This window comes from Alteromonas sp. KUL106 (genome assembly GCF_009811415.1).
In the GTDB taxonomy this organism is placed as follows: Bacteria; Pseudomonadota; Gammaproteobacteria; order Enterobacterales; family Alteromonadaceae; genus Alteromonas.
Genome location: NZ_BLIG01000007.1, coordinates 53,325 through 73,554, shown reverse-complemented (window position 1 = coordinate 73,554; position 20,230 = coordinate 53,325). Strand labels below are relative to the sequence as shown.

The 20,230-nt window shown below is 45.4% G+C and carries 15 protein-coding genes; 10 read left to right on the top strand and 5 right to left on the bottom strand.

Annotated elements, in window-relative coordinates; genetic code table 11:
• Nucleotides 1-210 precede the first annotated feature (210 nt).
• Nucleotides 211-714, top strand: a complete 504-nt coding sequence (locus tag GVO63_RS03165; RefSeq protein WP_159490530.1) for an exonuclease domain-containing protein — start codon at nucleotides 211-213, stop codon at nucleotides 712-714.
• 8 nt (nucleotides 715-722) lie between these two features.
• On the opposite strand, the gene GVO63_RS03160 is transcribed toward GVO63_RS03165, so the two are convergent.
• A complete protein-coding gene (locus tag GVO63_RS03160; protein WP_159578094.1) occupies nucleotides 723-1,193 on the bottom strand; it encodes a hypothetical protein in 471 nt (156 codons plus the stop codon).
• Between the two features lie 275 nt (nucleotides 1,194-1,468).
• Nucleotides 1,469-2,614 (bottom strand): methionine adenosyltransferase, encoded by a 1,146-nt coding sequence (metK, locus tag GVO63_RS03155; RefSeq protein ID WP_159490532.1) that lies wholly within the window; start codon nucleotides 2,612-2,614, stop codon nucleotides 1,469-1,471.
• Between the two features lie 398 nt (nucleotides 2,615-3,012).
• Between metK and tkt the strand changes: the two genes are divergently transcribed.
• The 4 genes from tkt to GVO63_RS03135 all read left to right on the top strand — a co-directional run bounded on the left by tkt (nucleotide 3,013) and on the right by GVO63_RS03135 (nucleotide 8,522).
• Nucleotides 3,013-5,004 (top strand): transketolase, encoded by a 1,992-nt coding sequence (gene tkt, locus GVO63_RS03150; RefSeq protein WP_159578093.1) that lies wholly within the window; start codon nucleotides 3,013-3,015, stop codon nucleotides 5,002-5,004.
• 18 nt (nucleotides 5,005-5,022) lie between these two features.
• Nucleotides 5,023-6,033, top strand: a complete 1,011-nt coding sequence (gene epd, locus GVO63_RS03145) for an erythrose-4-phosphate dehydrogenase (protein ID WP_159578092.1) — start codon at nucleotides 5,023-5,025, stop codon at nucleotides 6,031-6,033.
• Nucleotides 6,034-6,145: 112 nt separating this feature from the next.
• Nucleotides 6,146-7,321, top strand: coding sequence for a phosphoglycerate kinase (locus tag GVO63_RS03140; RefSeq protein WP_159490538.1), 1,176 nt, complete (start codon nucleotides 6,146-6,148; stop codon nucleotides 7,319-7,321).
• A 301-nt stretch (nucleotides 7,322-7,622) separates the two neighbouring features.
• Nucleotides 7,623-8,522 carry a fructose bisphosphate aldolase gene (locus GVO63_RS03135; protein WP_159490540.1) on the top strand — a complete coding sequence of 300 codons (900 nt, stop codon included), beginning with the start codon at nucleotides 7,623-7,625 and terminating at the stop codon, nucleotides 8,520-8,522.
• A 155-nt stretch (nucleotides 8,523-8,677) separates the two neighbouring features.
• Here the strand turns inward: GVO63_RS03135 and GVO63_RS03130 are convergent, their stop codons facing one another.
• A complete protein-coding gene (locus GVO63_RS03130; RefSeq protein WP_159578091.1) occupies nucleotides 8,678-9,097 on the bottom strand; it encodes a diacylglycerol kinase in 420 nt (139 codons plus the stop codon).
• Entirely contained in the window at nucleotides 9,085-10,692 is a 1,608-nt protein-coding gene (locus GVO63_RS03125; protein WP_159578090.1) for a phosphoethanolamine transferase, read from the bottom strand. Before GVO63_RS03125 ends, GVO63_RS03130 begins: the two co-directional genes overlap by 13 nt.
• A gap of 348 nt (nucleotides 10,693-11,040) precedes the next feature.
• On the opposite strand from GVO63_RS03125, the gene GVO63_RS03120 reads away from it, so the two are divergent.
• The 4 genes from GVO63_RS03120 (at nucleotide 11,041) to GVO63_RS03105 (ending at nucleotide 17,301) form a co-directional block, all read left to right on the top strand.
• Nucleotides 11,041-11,355, top strand: a complete 315-nt coding sequence (locus tag GVO63_RS03120) for a hypothetical protein (RefSeq protein WP_236552042.1) — start codon at nucleotides 11,041-11,043, stop codon at nucleotides 11,353-11,355.
• Between the two features lie 197 nt (nucleotides 11,356-11,552).
• Nucleotides 11,553-12,638 carry an efflux RND transporter periplasmic adaptor subunit gene (locus tag GVO63_RS03115; protein WP_159578089.1) on the top strand — a complete coding sequence of 362 codons (1,086 nt, stop codon included), beginning with the start codon at nucleotides 11,553-11,555 and terminating at the stop codon, nucleotides 12,636-12,638.
• Between the two features lie 9 nt (nucleotides 12,639-12,647).
• Complete coding sequence (locus tag GVO63_RS03110) at nucleotides 12,648-15,833, top strand: efflux RND transporter permease subunit (RefSeq protein ID WP_159578088.1); 3,186 nt, start codon at nucleotides 12,648-12,650, stop codon at nucleotides 15,831-15,833.
• A complete protein-coding gene (locus tag GVO63_RS03105; RefSeq protein WP_159578087.1) occupies nucleotides 15,823-17,301 on the top strand; it encodes a TolC family protein in 1,479 nt (492 codons plus the stop codon). Before GVO63_RS03110 ends, GVO63_RS03105 begins: the two co-directional genes overlap by 11 nt.
• 103 nt (nucleotides 17,302-17,404) lie before the next feature.
• On the opposite strand, the gene GVO63_RS03100 is transcribed toward GVO63_RS03105, so the two are convergent.
• Nucleotides 17,405-17,860 (bottom strand): hypothetical protein, encoded by a 456-nt coding sequence (locus GVO63_RS03100; RefSeq protein WP_159578086.1) that lies wholly within the window; start codon nucleotides 17,858-17,860, stop codon nucleotides 17,405-17,407.
• Between the two features lie 239 nt (nucleotides 17,861-18,099).
• On the opposite strand from GVO63_RS03100, the gene GVO63_RS03095 reads away from it, so the two are divergent.
• Nucleotides 18,100-20,226 carry a S9 family peptidase gene (locus GVO63_RS03095; protein WP_159578085.1) on the top strand — a complete coding sequence of 709 codons (2,127 nt, stop codon included), beginning with the start codon at nucleotides 18,100-18,102 and terminating at the stop codon, nucleotides 20,224-20,226.
• The last annotated feature ends 4 nt before the right edge of the window (nucleotides 20,227-20,230 follow it).

Below are 20,230 nucleotides of genomic sequence, written 5' to 3'. Positions count from 1 at the left end.
GAGCCTGGATGGGATATAAATCATATCGATAACGGCAAATATGGCATGATTCTACCATTAAGAGTTATTAGTATTATGTTGTCTGTATGTAAACTATACAGGTCACTGAAAAAGTTTGGTGGTGTGAATACGCTTATGTGTTTAGTGCTGACATATTTAATGGTGTTTGACCGTGTTGCAAGCATTGATAAACAGTAGTTTGGAGTTCGAGTGCGAAAATTAACCCTGCCAACCATCATTGACGTTGAAGCAAGTGGTTTTGGTGCAGCAAGTTACCCCATTGAAATAGGAATAGTGCGCTATGATGGTGCAAAGTGGTGCAAATTACTGAGACCTTTTGCCTCTTGGGTTCATTGGGATAAAAAAGCCGAGTCATTACACGGAATATCACAGCAAATGTTGCAAGCAAGAGGGGAAGAGCCGTTAACCGTATGCATGGAGTTAAACAACTTTTTAGGCAATACGGTTGTTTATAGTGACGGTTGGGTCGTCGACAATCCTTGGCTTATTAAACTCTACGCTGCTGCTCAGGTGGAAATGTCTTTTACATGCCGCGCTTTAGACTATATTTTGAGCGAAGGGCAAATGGAGATGTGGCATGACGTCAAAAATTGCCTAAGCGCTGAGTATGATGTCAAGCGGCACAGAGCAAGTTCAGATGCGATGCTCATTCAGCAGACCTACGCAAAAACGCTGGAACTTACAGGGGCATAGTTCGCTGTTTAAAAGAGATAGTTTACACCCAGTGATAACGCCATATTTTCCTCTTCTCCGACTTGTCGGTGTTCGATTTCAACCGCCATGTTCAGCCCTTCTCGACCGCCAAGTAACCAGCCTAAACGGGTAAAGGTTCCCTCATCATGAGGTAGGTAGAGCCACTCCGCATAATGTTGAAAAGCCGTATTATTGGTTTTATATGTCGCATAAACTTTTTGAGGTAGCCAGGTATCGAACCGTCGGCTGGCGCTAATCATCCCTTCTGACCCGGCAGGATAGGTAAAGCTACTGTCGTAATAGTGGGTTTCTGTAATCGACTGAACGCGATACATGCTCTTAAGCTGCCATCGAGCAAGTTTTTTACTTTTAAATTGAATAGGGTTTAGGTGAATGTCAGAGGTTTGCGCGAATACAGACGTTGATGTAGACGCTAATAGGATAAAAACTACAAGAGAAATACCGTAAATGACATTCATGGAAGACCCTACGTTTACATTGCCACCGTTCGCGTAAAACATCATCGGTGAAGGTTTTTATAAATAAAACGCACAATGTGAAATCATAGGCCAAATATTGAACCTTGAAAACATAAAGCGTGATTTTTAGTTAGTCACGTTGTTTTTCGGTTGTCTCGCAAACAAAAAACGCCGGCGACAACGCGCAGAAAGTGCGTAAATCGAACGGCGTTTCTTCATTAAGCGCTAGTGTTTGTTGCGCTACAACAACCAATCGCGCCTATGCACACATATAACTACAGTGATGCTTTAAGCGCTTCAGCTTTGTCTGTTGCTTCCCATGGGAACTCGTCGCGGCCAAAGTGACCGTATGCAGCTGTTGGGCGATAAATTGGGCGCTCCAAATCTAGCATCTTAATTAGGCCATAAGGACGTAGGTCGAAGTGTTCGCGCACGAGTGCAACCAGTGTTTTCTCATCTACCACACCGGTACCAAATGTATCGATACTGATAGATGTCGGCTCTGCCACACCAATCGCGTAAGACACTTGAATTTCGCAACGTTTAGCAAGACCTGCTGCAACAATGTTCTTTGCAACATAACGACCTGCGTAGGCTGCGCTGCGGTCTACTTTTGATGGATCTTTACCAGAGAACGCGCCACCGCCGTGACGTGCCATACCGCCGTAGGTATCTACGATGATTTTACGGCCTGTTAGGCCACAGTCGCCCATAGGGCCGCCGATAACGAATCTGCCTGTTGGGTTAATATGAAAACGCGTATTGGCATCAATCCATTCACTTGGTAGCACTGGCTTAATAATTTCTTCCATTACCGCTTCACGCACGGTTTCAGTGCTTACTGAATCACAGTGCTGGGTTGAAAGAACAACCGCGTCGATGCCCACAGGCTTATCGTTCTCGTACTTGAACGTAATTTGGCTTTTCGCATCTGGGCGCAACCAGTCTAGCTTGCCTGACTTACGTACTTCGGCTTGCTTTTGAACAAGGCGATGAGAATAAGTGATTGGCGCTGGCATGAGTACGTCAGTTTCGTCGCTGGCATAACCAAACATTAGACCTTGGTCACCCGCACCTTGTTCTTCTAGGCTTTCGCGGTCGACACCTTGGTTAATGTCTGGAGACTGTTTACCAATAGCATTTAATACTGCACATGAATCGGCGTCGAAGCCCATGTCAGAGTGCGTATAGCCAATTTCTTTTACTGTTTTACGGGTAAGCTCTTCAATATCTACCCATGCAGAGGTAGTAACCTCACCACCTACCAAAACCATACCGGTTTTTACATACGTTTCGCAGGCCACCCGAGCGCGAGGATCTTGCTCCAAAATAGCGTCAAGAACCGCATCTGAGATCTGATCAGCAATTTTGTCCGGATGTCCTTCAGACACTGACTCGGATGTGAATAAATGCGTGGCCATAAATGCTCCGTAAGCGTTAAATTATCAAAATAGTCGTATATTGTACTAAAACAAGTTATAAATACCAGTCTTTACTTCTAGACGTCTAAAAGTCTCTTCGTTACGAATAGTTGACATAACCCGATCACTTTTAGGGTTATTTCGATAAAGAACAAAGAGATTGCAGTATTTAAGGTAATCGGCAGCGCCAAGCGCTTTATAAGCTGAATTGATGTTTTTGGATTTACTTTCGACAATGGCAATGAAAATCCATTGAACTGAAAGGTGGCATGGGTAAGAATACCCCCACATTCAAAGGTGCCTAGAAGTAAAGTAATAGCAGACTATTGGTGTTCCTCTGTGCTCAAACCAATTTACTTCTGCGGTACTAAAAGATACAAAATAAATCAGGAGACAACATGCCCTCTCGTCGTGAACTCGCCAATGCAATCCGTGCATTAAGTATGGACGCCGTTCAACAAGCTAAATCTGGTCACCCAGGTGCCCCAATGGGGATGGCTGATATCGCACAGGTACTATGGGGTGATTTCTTATCACACAACCCTGCAAACCCGTCTTGGGCTAACCGCGATCGCTTTGTGCTTTCAAATGGTCACGGCTCGATGCTGTTGTACTCTCTTCTTCACCTTTCGGGCTACGAACTGCCAATTGAAGAATTAAAGAACTTCCGCCAATTGCATTCAAAAACGCCAGGTCACCCAGAGTACGGTTATGCGCCAGGTGTAGAAACTACCACTGGCCCACTAGGCCAAGGCATCAGTAATGCTGTGGGTATGGCGCTTGCCGAGAAAGTGCTAGCAGCACAATTTAACCGTGACGGCCACACTATTGTTGATCACCACACCTACGCATTTTTAGGCGACGGCTGCTTGATGGAAGGTATCTCACACGAAACCTGTTCACTAGCCGGCACATTAGGCCTTGGCAAGCTAATCGCCTTTTGGGATGACAACGGCATTTCAATTGATGGTGAAGTTGAAGGTTGGTTCACTGACGATACACCAGCACGTTTTAAGAGCTACGGTTGGGAAGTCATTGACGGTGTTGACGGTCACGACGCTGAGCAAGTTAAAGCGGCGATTGAAAAGGCGCAAGCGAATACTGCGCAGCCTACGCTTATTTGTTGTAAAACCACCATTGGTTTCGGTTCGCCTAATAAAGAGGGTACCGAGTCGTGTCACGGTGCACCATTAGGTGAAGACGAAATCGTCGCCACGCGTGAGAAGCTTGGCTGGAGCCATGGCGCGTTTGAAATTCCAGACGATATTTACGCGGGTTGGGATGGTAAAGAGAAAGGCTCAAAAGCAGAAAGCGCGTGGAACGACGCTTTTGCAGCATACGAAGCCGCCTACCCAGAGCTTGCGGCAGAGTTCAAACGCCGCGTAAATGGTGAGTTGCCAGCAGATTTCAGCGAAAAAGCAGATGCAATTATTGCTGAGCTGCAAGCTAACCCACAAAATATTGCTTCACGTAAAGCGTCGCAAAATGCACTAAACGCATTTGGTCCACTACTTCCTGAGCTATTAGGCGGCTCTGCTGACCTTGCTGGTTCTAACCTGACTATTTGGGAAGGCAGCAAAGGCGTTGAAGCGAACGATGCCTCAGGTAACTACATTTATTATGGTGTACGTGAGTTTGGTATGTCTGCCATGATGAACGGTATTGCTCTTCACGGCGGTTTTAAAGCATACGGTGCAACCTTCCTAATGTTTATGGAATATGCCCGTAACGCGGTACGTATGGCAGCACTAATGAAGCAGCCTGCTATTTTCGTTTACACTCATGACTCAATTGGTCTGGGTGAAGACGGCCCAACGCACCAGCCGGTAGAGCAGGTAGTAGCGCTACGTGCAACACCTAACCTTGATAACTGGCGTCCGTGTGATCAGGTTGAGTCTGCTGTGTCGTGGAAGTCTGCTATTGAGCGTACTGACGGCCCAACAACACTAATCTTCACACGCCAAGGCTTAGCGCAGCAAGAAAGAACGGCTCAACAAGTGGCTGATATTGCGAAAGGCGGTTACGTACTTAAAGACTGTGAAGGTACGCCAGAGCTTATTCTTATTGGTACAGGGTCTGAGGTTCAGCTAGCCGTTGAAGCTGCAGCGAAACTGACCGAGCAAGGTAAAGCGGTGCGCGTAGTGTCTATGCCATCAACTGACGTATTTGATCGTCAGTCTGCTGATTACCGTGAAAGCGTATTGCCTTCTAATGTTGTTAAACGCGTAGCGGTCGAAGCCTTGTCTAAAGACAGCTGGTACAAGTACGTTGGCTTTAATGGTGCTATCGTGGGTATGGACACCTTTGGTGAGTCTGCACCTGCTGGCGACCTGTTTAAGCACTTCAACATTACCACTGACGCTGTAGTAGAGGCTGCACTGTCTCTGTAAGAGGTAACAGATAAGCCTATGGTAAATATTGCCATAAATGGGTTTGGTCGTATTGGTCGCAACGTGCTGCGCGCGCTTTATGAAAGCGGGCGCAACAACGAATTTAACGTGGTAGCCATTAACGACATTGCGAAACCCGAAGGCATTGCACATTTACTTAAATACGATACCGCCCACGGGCGGTTCCGTTTTGATGTGGCCTTAGAAAACAACACGCTAAATGTCGCAGGCGACGATATTACGCTGCTCGCGGTAAGCGATATTAAAGATCTACCGTGGAAAGACTTAGGCGTTGATATTGTGCTTGAGTGTACGGGGAAGTTTGATGACAGAGCATCCGGGCAAGCCCACTTAGATGCAGGCGCTGGCAAAGTGCTTTTCTCATCACCCGGGTCACCAGATTTAGACAATACGGTCATTTTCGGTACCAACGAAGACACGTTGACCAGTGAACAAAAATTAGTCTCTAATGGTTCTTGTACCACAAACTGCATCGTTCCGGTTATCCAAGCGCTAGATGCAGCTTTTGGCGTTGAAAGTGGAACGATCACTACCATTCACGCCTCTATGCATGACCAGCAAGTTATCGACGCCTATCATGAAGATTTGCGCAGAACCCGCGCCGCAAGTCAGTCGATTATTCCCGTTGATACGCGACTTGCTGCCGGTATAGAGCGCATTCTGCCTAAGTTTGCGGGTAAATTTGAGGCTATTGCGGTTCGAGTGCCTACTATCAATGTTACTGCCATGGACTTAAGCGTAACGCTTCAATCTAAGGTAACCATAGAACAAGTGAACCAGGCACTTCGCAATGCAAAAGCGGGGCGGTTACAAGGTATTTTGGATTACACCGAAGAGCCTTTGGTGTCGGTAGATTTCAATCACGACCCTCACTCGTGTATTGTAGATGGCACACAGACAAGAGTCAGTCACAAGCAACTGGTTAAAACACTGGTGTGGTGTGACAACGAATGGGGTTTTGCAAACCGTATGCTCGACACAGCAAAAGTGATGTTCGACGCAAAGTAAAGCATTGATGCTGCCAAGGGTTGGTAGCACCAGCCCGCGCAGCTTTCACCGTTAATTTGAGCGTGTGTTTATAAACACGCTCTACTAAATTGAAATTAACATAGGAAAGACAATGGCAATTCCAAGCATGAGCGATATGGCCTTAAGCGGTCAGCGCGTACTAATTAGACAAGACCTAAACGTGCCGGTAAAAGACGGTAAAGTCACTTCTGATGCACGTATCAGAGCATCTATTCCTACCATTAAAGCAGCGCTTGATGCGGGAGCGGCGGTGATGGTGATGTCTCACCTTGGTCGCCCTACTGAAGGCGAGCCTGCTGACGAGTTCTCTCTTCAACCTGTAGTCGATTACCTCAATGACGCCTTAGACGTACCGGTTAAGCTGGTAAAAGATTACCTGGATGGTGTTGAACTGGCCGACGGCGAACTCGTTATTCTTGAAAACGTACGCTTTAACAAAGGCGAAAAGAAAGACGACGAGACGCTAGCAAAACAGTACGCAGCACTTTGCGATATTTTTGTAATGGATGCGTTTGGTACGGCTCACCGCGCACAAGCGTCTACCCACGGCGTTGCTAAATTCGCACCAAAAGCCTGTGCTGGCCCATTACTTGCTGCAGAATTAGATGCACTAGGCAAAGCGCTGGATAATCCTAAGCGCCCAATGGTTGCCATTGTAGGTGGCTCTAAAGTATCTACTAAACTTACCGTATTGAAAACGCTTGCCGAAAAAGTCGACCAGCTCATTGTTGGCGGCGGCATTGCCAATACCTTTATTGCAGCACAAGGCCACAATGTTGGTAAGTCGCTGGTAGAAATGGATCTCACCGAACAAGCCACGCAGTTGATGAATGAAGCGCAAGCGAATGGTGGTAATATTCCAGTGCCAACAGACGTCGTGGTGGGCAAAGCGTTTGATGAGAACACCGAAGCAACGCTAAAAGTTGTCAGTGATGTTGCTGATGACGATATGATTTTTGATATCGGCCCAGACTCTTCAAAAGCGTTAGAAGAGATCATTAAAAACGCAGGCACTATTGTATGGAATGGCCCTGTAGGTGTATTTGAATTTGAACAGTTCAGTGCTGGAACTAAAGCGCTGTCTGAAGCGATTGCGGCTAGCGACGCATTCTCAATCGCAGGTGGTGGTGATACACTAGCAGCCGTTGATAAATACGGAATTGCCGATAAGGTCTCTTATATTTCAACAGGTGGTGGCGCGTTCCTTGAATTCTTGGAAGGCAAAACACTACCCGCGGTAGCAGTACTAGAAGAAAAAAATAAATAAGCCTGAGCGCTGCATGTAAACGCAGCGCCTTAAAGCTCAAGATAGCCAAGGCCTAGTACAAACGTTACCCCATAGGTGTCACGCTCAGTAACAGCATTTTTGAGCGTGACCTTTTAATCGGAAACGATTACACCTGCGAAACAGTGAAGTGCGCAGGCATAAATACCCATTTTATTGCAGATGTGTTTACTTAAGGTACTGCTATGCCGTGTCTGGTACAAACAGATCTTTAATAGAATTGGTATAACAATAAACCCTACACCTGTCTATTAAGGCAGTAATATACAAAAGGAGTGTTGCAATGGCATCACAAGCTCAGCAGGCAATGTTGGATAAACTGAAGACGCAAACCGGTTTTATTGCAGCGTTAGATCAAAGCGGCGGTAGTACCCCTAAAGCGTTACGCTTATATGGCATCGAAGAATCTGAATACAGCTCAGATGAAGAGATGTTTAATCTAGTGCACGAAATGCGTACGCGCATTATCACCAGCACCCCTTTTAGCGGCGAGCGCGTTCTTGGCGCAATCTTATTTGAAAACACCCTTGATAGAGACATTGAAGGCATGTCTACTGCACACTTCTTGTGGCAGAAAAAGCGTGTCATTCCTTTCTTAAAGGTTGATAAAGGATTGGCTGAAGAAAGCAATGGCGTACAGATAATGAAGCCAATGCCAGGCCTTGATGCACTGCTTGCCAAAGCGGTAGCGCAAGACGTATTTGGCACCAAGATGCGCAGCGTTGTTAAGCTGGCCAATCACCAAGGCATTAAAGACGTTGTTGCACAGCAATTTGAAGTAGGCAAGCAAATTTTAGCGGCTGGTCTTGTTCCCATTATCGAGCCAGAAGTAGACATTCATAGCCCACAAAAAGCCGAAGCTGAAGCCCTTCTCAAATTAGAGATCCTTACCCAGCTTAACCTTCTAAATGAAGGGCAGGAAGTCATGCTTAAGCTAACGCTGCCAACAGAAGCAAACTTCTATAAAGAACTTGTCGATCACCCTCGCGTACTTAAAGTGGTAGCGCTATCTGGTGGCTATAGCCGCGAAGAAGCAAACGCGAAACTGGCGGAAAACCAAGGTATGATTGCGAGTTTTTCTCGTGCATTGACCGAAGGGGTTTCTGCGCAGCAATCTCAAGAAGAGTTTGAAGCAACACTCGATACTGCGATTGAAGGTATCTATCAAGCGTCTAAAGCTTAATTCTCTCTTTTTACATTGATTGTAAAGAGCGCCTAATGGCGCTCTTTTTGTTATGAGTTCTTTTGAAGTATTGTGACACCTTCAACTTAATAAGCTCATCTTTATAACCTTGCTATAGGGATGCCTCTGGGGAATTAAGGTCTTCACTAATACTTTTATATGTGGCTATAAAATACGCCCGTCCACAACACACAGGCAATAACGATGGATAGAAAAACGCCTGCTGATGCTAAGTCTTTTGCTAGCCCTGATAGGGCATGAAACTCTGTTCCTATTCTGTCGACGGTGACTTCAATGGCCGTATTGATGATTTCCGCAAATAAAATGAAAAAAATGGAAGACATTAAAATTGCACGTTCAAGAAAAGGAATTGACCAAAACGCAAGTATCACGAAGGCTACAGCGGCTAAGCCTACTTCTTGTTTAAATGCCGCTTCGTTCTTAGTAAGCCAGCTAACTGCACGAAATGAATTCTTGAGTGCCTTAAACACTCGAAGTACGCCTTTTGGTTTGTTGTTTGGGTCAAAATGCGCAGGGGGGGAAACGACATGTTTAGATTCATTTAGGCTTCGCATTGTTTAAAGATATCCATAGTAGGTTGGTAAGTAATACTCTTTACACTTGATAAACCGAGCAATGTGTCAAACAAGTTGTCTTGAGAGTAAGGGTGGTTGGCTAGGTTTTTAATACAATTTCTGTAGCCTGAATCTTCGAACTTCGACGCCCAAAAAAGCATAGGAATGTGAGTTTGTTCTTGCGGTGCAATTTGATAAGGAAATCCATGCAGATAGAGTCCTTTTTCTCCCAAAGATTCACCGTGATCAGACAGATATAGCATGGAAGCGTTTGGCACATTTTTTAATGTATTAACAATCTCACCAAGGACATAGTCAGTGTACGCAATGGTATTGTCATAGGTATTGATAAGCGCCTGCGATTCACAATTTTGAATGTCACTTCTAGGGCAGTCGGGGGAGAATTTAGCAAAATCAGCAGGATACCTTCGAAAATAGGTGGGGCCGTGAGAGCCAATCATATGAAGAACAATAACTCTATTGTTAGTCGCTGGTTTTGACAAAACGTCTTTCAAAAGCTCGTTAAGCAGAACATCATAGCAAAAATCGCCGTCACATAGAGTGGGGTCTCGGGTTGGGTCGAACGCAATCGTTTCAATTCTTTTGCACACCCCCTTGCAGCTACTATTGTTGTCAATCCATGTCACGTCAGCGCCTGCTCTATTTAGAATATCGAGCACATTGTCCTGACTTTCCGCAAGGCGAGTATCATAGCTTTGCCTTGAAAGCCGAGAAAACATACAGGGTACTGACACCGCAGTAGCGGTTCCGCATGAGGTCACATCGTTGAAACTTACCGCGCCTACGTCGTTCATAATGGGCGTGGTGTTTCTGCTATAGCCGTTACTGGCAAAATTGTCTGCCCTTGCTGTTTCTCCGACAACCAGTACAGTCGTGGAAGGCAAAGCATTATTTCTTTTTGTTAAAGAAGGGGTCTTGTCGAGTACCTTGTAAGGCAGTGGCGGATAAAAATAGGTGTCTCTGAGGTATTTATAGCCTGAATTGTAGAATGCATAGGGGATAATATACTTGGCCAAATCCTTATTATTTCTGCCCACCGCAGCATAGTCTTTATAAAGGCCAGCAGCGATAACGATTATTCCAACCACTGCTAATACGTTGAGCTTAAGTAAGTGCTTGACTCTAGATACTAATTTTCCATTAATTTCCTGATTAAAGACGGCAACAACGGGCACCAATCCTAACAAGAATAAAAAGAGTAAAAGCGTTGAGTTTAGATAGGCAAATGCTTCACCAGAATTGGTCTCTATCACATTTTGAATCATACTCTTATCAAATATCACGCCGTAAGCGACCGTACCGTATAGAAGAAGCGAACTGACTAATAGTGTTACCGCCAAGGTCAATCTTGGCAGAAAAATAGCGCCTAATAGGCTAAGGGCAATGATATTTAAAAAGGTAAGTAACAAAGGAACAGACAGGAAGAATATCCATTGACTCACTGTGGCTGGCTGAACGGCGCTATAGACATTTGATATAAAAGGAAAGTTGAAAACCAGCGTTATTAAGACTGATGCTATAGACACAAATTTGGCTAACGAAGGGGTTAAATTTAATGAACGTGGAAATTTCAAAGTCAGTTCTCTTGCTTACTACTTGCAGCACAAGATAACTTTCAAAACTTAAATAAAGCTTAAGCAAAACTTTGGATTTGTCATAAGGGGAAAATTTTGTCTAGAACTAAAAGCCCATCGTTATTCCCCATGTGAAAACACATGCCGATAAAATGCGTTATTGCTTGCTATAAAACGACATGACGTACACTGCCACGCTGCGAATTTCTAACGTTGTTTGAAACAAATACGTGCAATCGGTTATTGCCTGCGTTTAGTAGCAATACCGGTTCTTGTAAAAGCGCAGTCGTCTGTGTAGGATGTTGCCGCTCATTTCCTTATATCATTGAATTTCTGGAATAATCATCGGTGAATAATCATCAGTACATCAGGCAGTACACCATATACGCATTAATCGCGTTGTTATTTGCTTGCGTATCTGGACTTCAACACGATTATAAGCCAGTCACGTTTAAGCATCATTTTGATGCGTCTATTTCAGAATATTCATTTGAATTTGATACTGAGGAAAGTGCACCGGAAGAGCCCGCCCCGCCGCAAAACGTTGTGCTGGATTATGGGTTGGATTCCTTCACTGACACCACGAAGCCGCGTCCACGCTGGCATTTCAAAACATCCCTCAACTACGCTACGCCGTTAACCCGAGCGCCGCCTATTGCTTAGTTTTTTAGTTCCAGCAACGACTTGCTGAACTAAAAAACACGTTAATTCGATTTTCCTAACAACGCGCCAGCCCTTTTTGCTGGATGTTTTTGCGCGCTTAATTTTCAGCACTGAATTTTATTGCTGAACGCGCGCTAGTGGCGTGCTGCCTTTTTACAAGGCACGTCACGATTAGCCTTTTATTACGAATTTACATTATGAGCAAAAAAGCACTTCTTGCAGTAAGCATTGTTTCCGCACTTTTAGGTGGTTGTGGACATGAAGAACATGCTGCGCATCACGAAAAACTTCAATTCAACGTTACTCATCCTATCGTACAAGACACAACGCTGGTAAAAGAGTACGTCAGTCAGATACGTGCCATTCAACATATTGAAGTTAGAGCTATGGAAAAAGGCTATCTTCAATCGACCTTTGTTGATGAAGGGCAAACGGTAGAACGTGGTCAGCCCATGTTTAAAATAATGCCGAACGTGTATGAAGCTGAACTACACCGCGCTGAAGCTGAGGCTAAAGCGGTCGAGATGGAGTACAAAAATACCAAGTCGCTTGTTGAACAAAACATTGTTTCTCCTAACGAACTTGCCGTCATTGAAGCGCAGCTTCAAAAAGCACAGGCTGAAGTTGAACTGGCGAAGACCCACCTAGCGTTTACTGACGTTAAAGCGCCGTTCACTGGCAAAATGGATCGACTGGAAGCTCGAACGGGAAGTTTGCTTGATGAGGGTGAACTGCTCACCACATTGTCTGATATCAGCACCATGTGGGTGTATTTCAATGTACCTGAATCTGAGTATTTGAAATACGCGCAAAACAACCCGTCAAACAAACAAACGCCAGTACGATTAAAGCTTGCCGATGGCAGTATTTACGAGCACCAAGGCGTGATAGATGCTATTGAAGCCGATTTTGATAATCACACCGGTACCATCGAAATGCGCGCTTCTTTCCCTAATCCAGATCAGCTGCTAAGACATGGGCAGACCGGTAATGTCATGGTGGATATTGCCTATCCGGATGCTCTAGTTATTCCTCAGAAAGCCACATTCGAAATTCTCGATCAAAGCTTTGTGTACGTACTGGATAGCGAGAACAAGTTAGCAACGCGCCACATTAATATCGCAGCAGAGCTCCCTAACATCTATCTGGTGTCTGACGGCTTAGCGCCGAGTGACACTATTTTGATTGAAGGGCTGAGAAGAGTCTCTAATGGCGATGAGATAGAGCCTGAACTCATTTCAGCCAGCGAAACATTAGCTGAACTGTCACTGCACGCAGAATAAGGGGGCGCTATGTTTGGAGTTTTCATTAAACGTCCAGTGATGGCCATTATGCTATCGCTGATGATCATATTTTTAGGTGTGCTATCGGTTTTTAGCCTACCCACGTCACAGTTTCCCGATATTGCGCCTCCGCGGGTGCTTATTTCTCTGGCATATCCCGGTTCAAGTGCTGATGTACTGGTAAAATCATCGCTGGTGACCATTGAGCGTTCAATCAACGGCGTACTGGGCATGAAATACATTGTCTCGGATGCGACCAGCGCGGGTGAAGCTACTATTCAAGTTATCTTCGATTTAGATGTGGACCCGAATCAGGCGCTAATTAATGTGAAAACGCGGCTTGACCAGATCATGAACCGGCTGCCCCAGCTCGTACAGTTAGAAGGGGTGGTACTAGAGCGGGTTCAGCCTAGCATGTTGATGTACATAAACGTTTATAGCACGGACGAAACTGCGGACGAAAAGTTTCTGTACAACTATTCCAATATCAACCTTATCCCTGAAATACAGCGGGTAAACGGGATTGCCAGTGCAAAAATATTGGGAAGCCGTCAGTACGCCATGCGAATTTGGCTAAAGCCTGATCGCATGCGTGCCTACAATGTTTCTGTTGATGAGATCATGGAGTCGATAGACGAGCAAAGCTTAATTGGACGCCCGGGACGACTTGGCAGAAGCTCTGGCATTACTGCTCAGTCCAAAGAATACGTGCTTATTTACGAAGGGCGCTACGACGAGCCTGAAGAATATAAAAATATCATTATTCGCGCCGACTCCGACGGTCGCTTACTCAAATTAGGTGATATTGCCGATGTTGAGTTAAGTAGTGAATTCTTCGATATTTATTCAAACAAAGACGGATATCCTTCAGCTGCCATAGTACTTAAGCAGAACTACGGAAGCAGTGCCAACGAAGTGATTTCTCAGGTGAAAGCCACCATGGCTGAACTAGAAAAAACGTTTCCAGAAGGCATGAAATACGAAATTAACTACGACGTGTCTAAGTTTCTAGATGCCTCTATAGAGCAGGTGCTGCATACCCTGTTTGAAGCCTTTATTTTGGTTTCCTTGGTGGTGTTTATTTTCCTGGGAGACTGGCGCTCAACACTGATCCCGCTTCTTGCTGTGCCGGTTTCACTGGTGGGAACGTTTTTCTGTATGCAGGCCACAGGAGTGAACATAAACCTTATTACCCTGTTCGCTCTGGTGCTGGCTATAGGGATTGTGGTGGACAACGCTATTGTTATCGTAGAGGCGGTTCACGCAAAAATGGAAGAGAGCAGTAGCTTAACCCCCTATATGGCGACCCAACAAGTATTGGGTGAAATGGGGGGAGCTATTATCGCAATTACATTAGTAATGACGGCAGTTTTCGTGCCTCTTATCTTTATGACGGGACCGGTGGGTGTCTTCTATCGCCAATTCTCCATTACCATGGCATCGTCAATTATCATCTCGTGTATTGTAGCGCTTTCATTAACCCCAGTGCTGTGTGCAATGTTGCTTAAAAACCCTCATTTACACACAAGAAAAGCAACGCCATTAAGCAAGTTTATTGATGGATTTAACCATTATTTTAATAAGTTAACCGGCCGTTATACAGGCATTATCAAAGCTATCGTTACCCGCCGCAGTGTGACGGTTGTTCTGCTTGCGGGCTTTATGGTAAGTACTTTTGGTGTTAATCAGGCATTGCCTACGGGCTTTATTCCCGGTGAAGACCAAGGGCAGATCTACGCCATCATTCAAACGCCGCCAGGTAGTACTCTTGAAGCGACGAATACCGTAGCGCGAGAGTTGCAAAGCCTAGCGCTAGAGGTTGAAGGTGTCTCTTCGGTGTCCTCGCTTGCTGGCTACGAAATTCTTACGGAAGGTCGAGGTTCAAACGCGGGTACCTGCTTGATTAACCTTAAAGACTGGGCTAATCGCGAACAGTCGGTACGTGACATTATTGAAGAACTGGAAGCTAAAACACACCACTTAGGTGCAGTTATTGAGTATTTCGAACCACCTGTGGTGCCGGGTTATGGCGCGTCGTCGGGGTTATCATTCCGCTTGCTCGATAAAACTAACACTACCGACTACCAAGAGTTTGACCAAATCAATAAAGCCTTCATGGAAGAGCTCGGTAAACGCGATGAGCTAAAAGGTTTATTCACGTTTTATGCTGCCGATTACCCTCAATACAAAATTGAGATAGATAACCAAGCTGCAATGCAGAAAGGAGTATCTATAGGCGCTGCCATGGAGAATTTGAATATTCTTATCGGTAGTACTTACGAGCAAGGTTTCACGCGTTTTAATAATTTCTTCAAAGTGTACACACAAAGTGCACCGGAATATCGCCGCTATCCCAGCGATTTATTGGATTACTATGTGAAAAATGAAGAGGGTGAAATGGTGCCTTACTCGGCCTTCATGAAGCTGATTAAAACCCAAGGCCCTAATGAAATTACGCGCTACAACCTTTATACCTCGGCAGCTATTCGGGCAGAGCCTGCAGCAGGGTATACCTCGGCGCAAGCGATAAAAGCAGTGGAGGAAGTAGCAGCTGCAACCTTGCCAAAAGGATACGACATTGGTTGGGAAGGCCTGTCATTTGACGAGGCGAAACGAGGCAATGAGGCCATAATTATCTTTGCCGTAGTATTGTTGTTTGTCTATATCGTGCTGGCATCACAATACGAAAGTCTGCTTCTACCTTTTGCGGTTATTCTTTCACTACCTACCGGTATTCTCGGCTCATTCCTGTTTCTAAAAGGTATGGGGCTGGCCAATGACGTTTACGCGCAGCTTGGTTTAGTAATGCTGGTTGGTTTACTCGGTAAAAATGCCGTGCTTATTGTGGAATACGCAGTGCAAAAAAATCAGCAGGGCTTGTCCATTGCTGACGCGGCAGTTGACGCGGCCAAACAGCGCTTCCGTCCAATCTTAATGACATCATTTTCGTTTGTAGCAGGGCTAATTCCGCTTGTTATTGCAACGGGGGCAGGCGCAGTGGGAAATAGAACTATTGGTGCTTCTGCCTTAGGCGGTACCTTGTTCGGCACTATTTTTGGTGTGCTGGTTATTCCTGGGCTTTACTACTTGTTCGCTAAATTTGAAGAAGGTAAGTCATTAATCAAAAACGAAGATCATGTCCCCCTTACTGAAACTTACCACTATAACGATGAGGTGCTAAGCGATGACAAATAAAAAGCGATTTACCTATAAGCCGCTGTGGTTAGCGCTGAGTAGTGCGTTGTTAGTACAGGCATGTGCCATCCCTACTATTGAAACGCGAAACCCTAATCTAGATTTGCCGGAGCAGTTTAACGCGAAAGTTTCGCAAGTGGATAATCAGGCTGGTCAAGGGGCTAACGAGAGTACGCAAGCAAACATTAAATGGAGCGAGTGGTTTAACGACCCGACGCTTTCTGCGCTGGTGGAGACTGCGGTTAAGAACAACCAAGAGGTGTCTATATTAATTCAACGCATTAATAGGGCGTCTAATGAAGTGTATGCACGGGAAGGGGAATATTTGCCTCGCGTCTCTGCGGGGGTAGCCGCTGAAACCGAAAAGGTCGGCGAATATACCCGGGAAGGCGCAGTAGAAGAACAGTTAAATATCAAGGAGGATAAAGACTTTCCCGACCCGCTGGCAAACGTAAAGCTAGGCCTTAATGCATCGTGGGAAATTGACGTTTGGCATAAGCTGAGAGATGCGTCCAAAGTAGCTTCACTCGAATACTTGGCGTCGGTAGAAAGTAAGAACTTTTTCGTCACCCAGTTAGTCTCTGAAGTTGCGCGTACTTACTATGAATTGCTGGCGTTAGATAACAAGCTAGAGAACCTTGACTCAACCATTTCGCTACAGCGCAATGTTATTCACACTATCAATGCGTTGAAAGAATACGGACGGGCGTCATCGCTACCTGTTGCGCGCTTTAACGCTGAAGTGAAGAAAAACGAGAGTGAGCGTTACTTGATTGAGCAGGAAATTCTTGAAAAAGAGAATACGCTCAATCTGTTGTTGGGGCGCACGCTACAGCCTATTAAAAGGGATAGTGCGGTATTACTTAATGCTGAGATTATCAGCCCGCAGGCAGGTGTTCCTTCTGAACTTTTAGACAACCGCCCCGATATTAAACAAGCTGCACTCACGCTCCAGGCGGCAGCGTTAAATATCGATGTGGCGAAAGCCAATTTCTACCCTTCTTTTGAGTTAAAAGCAGGGATAGGCTTATCGGCGTTTGAGAGTCGCTACTTGTTTAACGTGCCTGAGTCATTGGCATATTCATTATCTGGCGATGTTCTTGCGCCATTAATAAATCGCAGAGCGATTGAAGCGGTTTACCAAAATGCCAGCGCCGAACAAATTGAAGCGGCTTATGAATATGAACTGACTGTTTTAACGGCGGTAGCTGAAGTCACCAACAGTTTATCGAAGCTCGATAATTTACAGAAAAGTGCTGAAGCAAGGCGTCATCAAATTGCTTCACTGGAACAGTCGATTGATATTGCCAATAGGCTTTTCTCTTCCGCTCATGGTGAATATTTAGAAGTGCTGCTTGCACAGCGAGAAGCACTTGAAGCGCGTAGTGAGTTTATAGAAACCCGTCAGCAGCAAATGGCCGCACTGGTCGATTTGTATCAGGCTTTGGGAGGCGGATGGCAGTCTTAAAATAACAAGGAGAGCATGAGCTCTCCTTTTTGCTTTTTGCCTTTATCTGAATATTGAGGCGAACAATGACCTTGCTTGAAGGGGGCAAAACGCCACTGAGTACTCACTTTTTCCGTGTAAAGTCAAAACGGGTAAAGAAGTGCACGGCGTTATCCCGATTAAAGTCATAACCTTTACGCTTCAGCTCTGTTAAAGCATCGTCTACACAATCGTAAAAGCCAAAGGGGACCTCAGCCGTGTCATAACATTGAGAAATCTGGTGTTTGGTTGTAAGCATAATATCGGTATCTAATATCACCACGGCAAGAAATGAAAGGCCGCGGGTTTTTCTTACGCGGGTTTGCTTTACAAAAATATCAAAGGTAGAGGGGGGCATAAGGCTTTCACCATAGAGGCAGCTTAATTGTGCCCATTTGCTACCTTGCTTGAACGTTGAAATGTCGGACGACATCTTTACCACGCCATTTCGCATGGTCTCGTCATTCCAAGGGCCTCGCGCTGAGAACATCAGCAACTGACCGGTTACGCCACATTCAAACTCGCCGTGCGGATTATTCATCGGGTTATACCTTCAAGCCTTAAATAAAATTTAGCACCTTGCCGCTAAGATGCAACGAACTATTCAACGATTTGCAATGCGTCTCTCAATTGCGCTTAATCGCTTGAACAATGTCGCTCGACACGCCCTGCTTTTTATTGGCTAAACTTATTTTGTAGTATGGAAATGTAAAACGCATCACGTCAATGTGAACACCCTATAAAAAGAACGGAAAAAAAACGAATAAACTAAGGTGAGATATGTCTTTTATTAGAAATCATAGGTACCCGCCTAAGAGCACAAGGCAGGCGATATGGGCTGTACTATTTAGCCTAGGCACGTTAACCCAGCCTGCGACCGTATTGGCAAACACGGAAGAACAATCTGCTGCTATCGACAGCAACCACTTTTTTCAATCGGAAGATATTTTTAATTTGGAATATGTGAGCGAAGTTCAGGTATCCCCAAACGGCAAATATATTGCTTATGTGCGCAGGTCGAATGACATTATGTCAGACAGTAGTCGAGCTAACGTCTGGCTAGCGTCGGTTGATGGAAAATCGCACCGTCCCTTACTTTCATCGAAAAAGAGTTACTATTCTATTCGCTGGTCACCAGACGGCAGCCGTTTGGCCTACCTTTCTAACGAAGAAGGTAAACCTCAACTGTATGTGCGCTGGATGGATACGGGTCAAACGGCGCTCGTTACAAATGTCACCGCTAGCCCTAACAACATCACCTGGTCGCCAGACGGTAAATATATTGCGTTTACTATGAGCGTGGACGCCAAAGAAAAGCCACTAGACGTTAAGATGCCTAAAAAGCCTGACGGCGCAAAATGGTCTCCTAACTTTCAATATATCACCAAGGCTCGCTATCAAGCTGATGGACGCGGGATTCTTGAACCCGCTTACACCCATATTTTTATTGTTCCCGCTGACGGAGGCACAGCACGACAGCTCACTGCAGACAACTATCACCACAATGGGCAATTAAGCTTCTCTCCGGATGGCGATAAAATCTATTTCTCTGCCAACCGCAGTGACAACTGGGAATATGAGCCTGTAGAGGGCGATATCTTTTCTGTGGATATGATGGGAAATATCGAGCAACTTACAAACGACAAAGGTCTAGAATCATCGCCTGTCGTATCGCCTGACGGAAAGCATATAGCTTTCGCTCGTCGCGATGACGAAAAAGTGATGTACAAAAATAGCTATTTGTACGTGATGAAAAGTGATGGTACTGATGCTCAAAACTTAACGAAAGACATTGATAACTCGGTCTCTAACTTTCACTGGAAAGATAATAAGCACGTATATTTCCAGCAATCTGTTCGCGGTCTAGCGCAGGTAGACGTGGTATCGCTGTCGGGGAATGTGAAGACGGTTGCTAAGGGACTTGGCGGCACCACGTTAGGGCGACCTTATGTGTTTGGCACTTATCACGCCGTCGGCGATGTCGTGGCTTACACGAAGGGACAGACCGATCGCCCAGCGGATTTATTTGTGACAACGCGAAAAGAGAAGCAGTTAACAGCGCTGAATGAAGACGTTTTAGGCCATAAGCAGCTTGGTGAAGTGAAAGAGATTATTTATCAATCGTCTATTGATGGTGAAGAGATCCAAGGTTGGTACATTCTGCCACCAAACTATGACAGCTCGAAAACCTACCCGCTCATTTTGGAAATTCACGGTGGGCCGAATCTTGCCTATGGCCCGGTATTCACCGCTGAACTTCAGCGCATGGCAGCTGAGGGTTATGTGGTGTTTTACGATAATCATAGAGGCAGTACAGGTTATGGCGAACGCTTTGCCTTGCTCCTGCAAGGAAAGTACAGCTCGGAATATGACTTTTCAGATCACATGTCCGGGGTCGATGCACTGATTGAAAAAGGCATTGCTGACCCTGAACGCTTGTTTATCACCGGGGGTTCTGCGGGTGGAATTGCGTCAGCCTATGCGATTGGTCTTACTGATCGGTTCAAGGCCGCCGTGGTGGCTAAACCGGTTATTAACTGGTTATCGAAAGTGCTGACCGCCGATTCGGGCCTATATCAAATTCCTTTCCAATTTCCGGGGATGCCTTGGGATAACGTAGAGCATTACTGGAAGCGCTCGCCGCTATCGCTAGTAGGAAACGTAACTACTCCTACCATGTTGATTACGGGGGTGGAAGATAAGCGTACACCTATGTCTGAAACGGAGCAGTTCTATCAAGCGTTAAAACTACAAAAGGTTGATAGCGTGCTGGTAAAAGTGCCTGGGTCGCCCCATGGTATTGCTTCTAAGCCTTCCAGAATGATTGGTAAAGTTGAAAATATCTTGGCGTGGTTTAAAAAATACGACACCGCGCAGTCACAAAGTACGCAAGCTGAAACTCAATAATTAG

Bases quoted from the DNA above. Each gene is read 5' to 3' on its own strand.
- GVO63_RS03160 (WP_159578094.1), bottom strand. From the start codon at position 1,193: ATGAATGTCATTTACGGTATTTCTCTTGTAGTTTTTATCCTATTAGCG.
- metK (WP_159490532.1), bottom strand. From the start codon at position 2,614: ATGGCCACGCATTTATTCACATCCGAGTCAGTGTCTGAAGGACATCCG.
- tkt (WP_159578093.1), top strand. From the start codon at position 3,013: ATGCCCTCTCGTCGTGAACTCGCCAATGCAATCCGTGCATTAAGTATG.
- epd (WP_159578092.1), top strand. From the start codon at position 5,023: ATGGTAAATATTGCCATAAATGGGTTTGGTCGTATTGGTCGCAACGTG.
- GVO63_RS03140 (WP_159490538.1), top strand. From the start codon at position 6,146: ATGGCAATTCCAAGCATGAGCGATATGGCCTTAAGCGGTCAGCGCGTA.
- GVO63_RS03135 (WP_159490540.1), top strand. From the start codon at position 7,623: ATGGCATCACAAGCTCAGCAGGCAATGTTGGATAAACTGAAGACGCAA.
- GVO63_RS03130 (WP_159578091.1), bottom strand. From the start codon at position 9,097: ATGCGAAGCCTAAATGAATCTAAACATGTCGTTTCCCCCCCTGCGCAT.
- GVO63_RS03115 (WP_159578089.1), top strand. From the start codon at position 11,553: ATGAGCAAAAAAGCACTTCTTGCAGTAAGCATTGTTTCCGCACTTTTA.
- GVO63_RS03110 (WP_159578088.1), top strand. From the start codon at position 12,648: ATGTTTGGAGTTTTCATTAAACGTCCAGTGATGGCCATTATGCTATCG.
- GVO63_RS03105 (WP_159578087.1), top strand. From the start codon at position 15,823: ATGACAAATAAAAAGCGATTTACCTATAAGCCGCTGTGGTTAGCGCTG.
- GVO63_RS03100 (WP_159578086.1), bottom strand. From the start codon at position 17,860: ATGAATAATCCGCACGGCGAGTTTGAATGTGGCGTAACCGGTCAGTTG.
- GVO63_RS03095 (WP_159578085.1), top strand. From the start codon at position 18,100: ATGTCTTTTATTAGAAATCATAGGTACCCGCCTAAGAGCACAAGGCAG.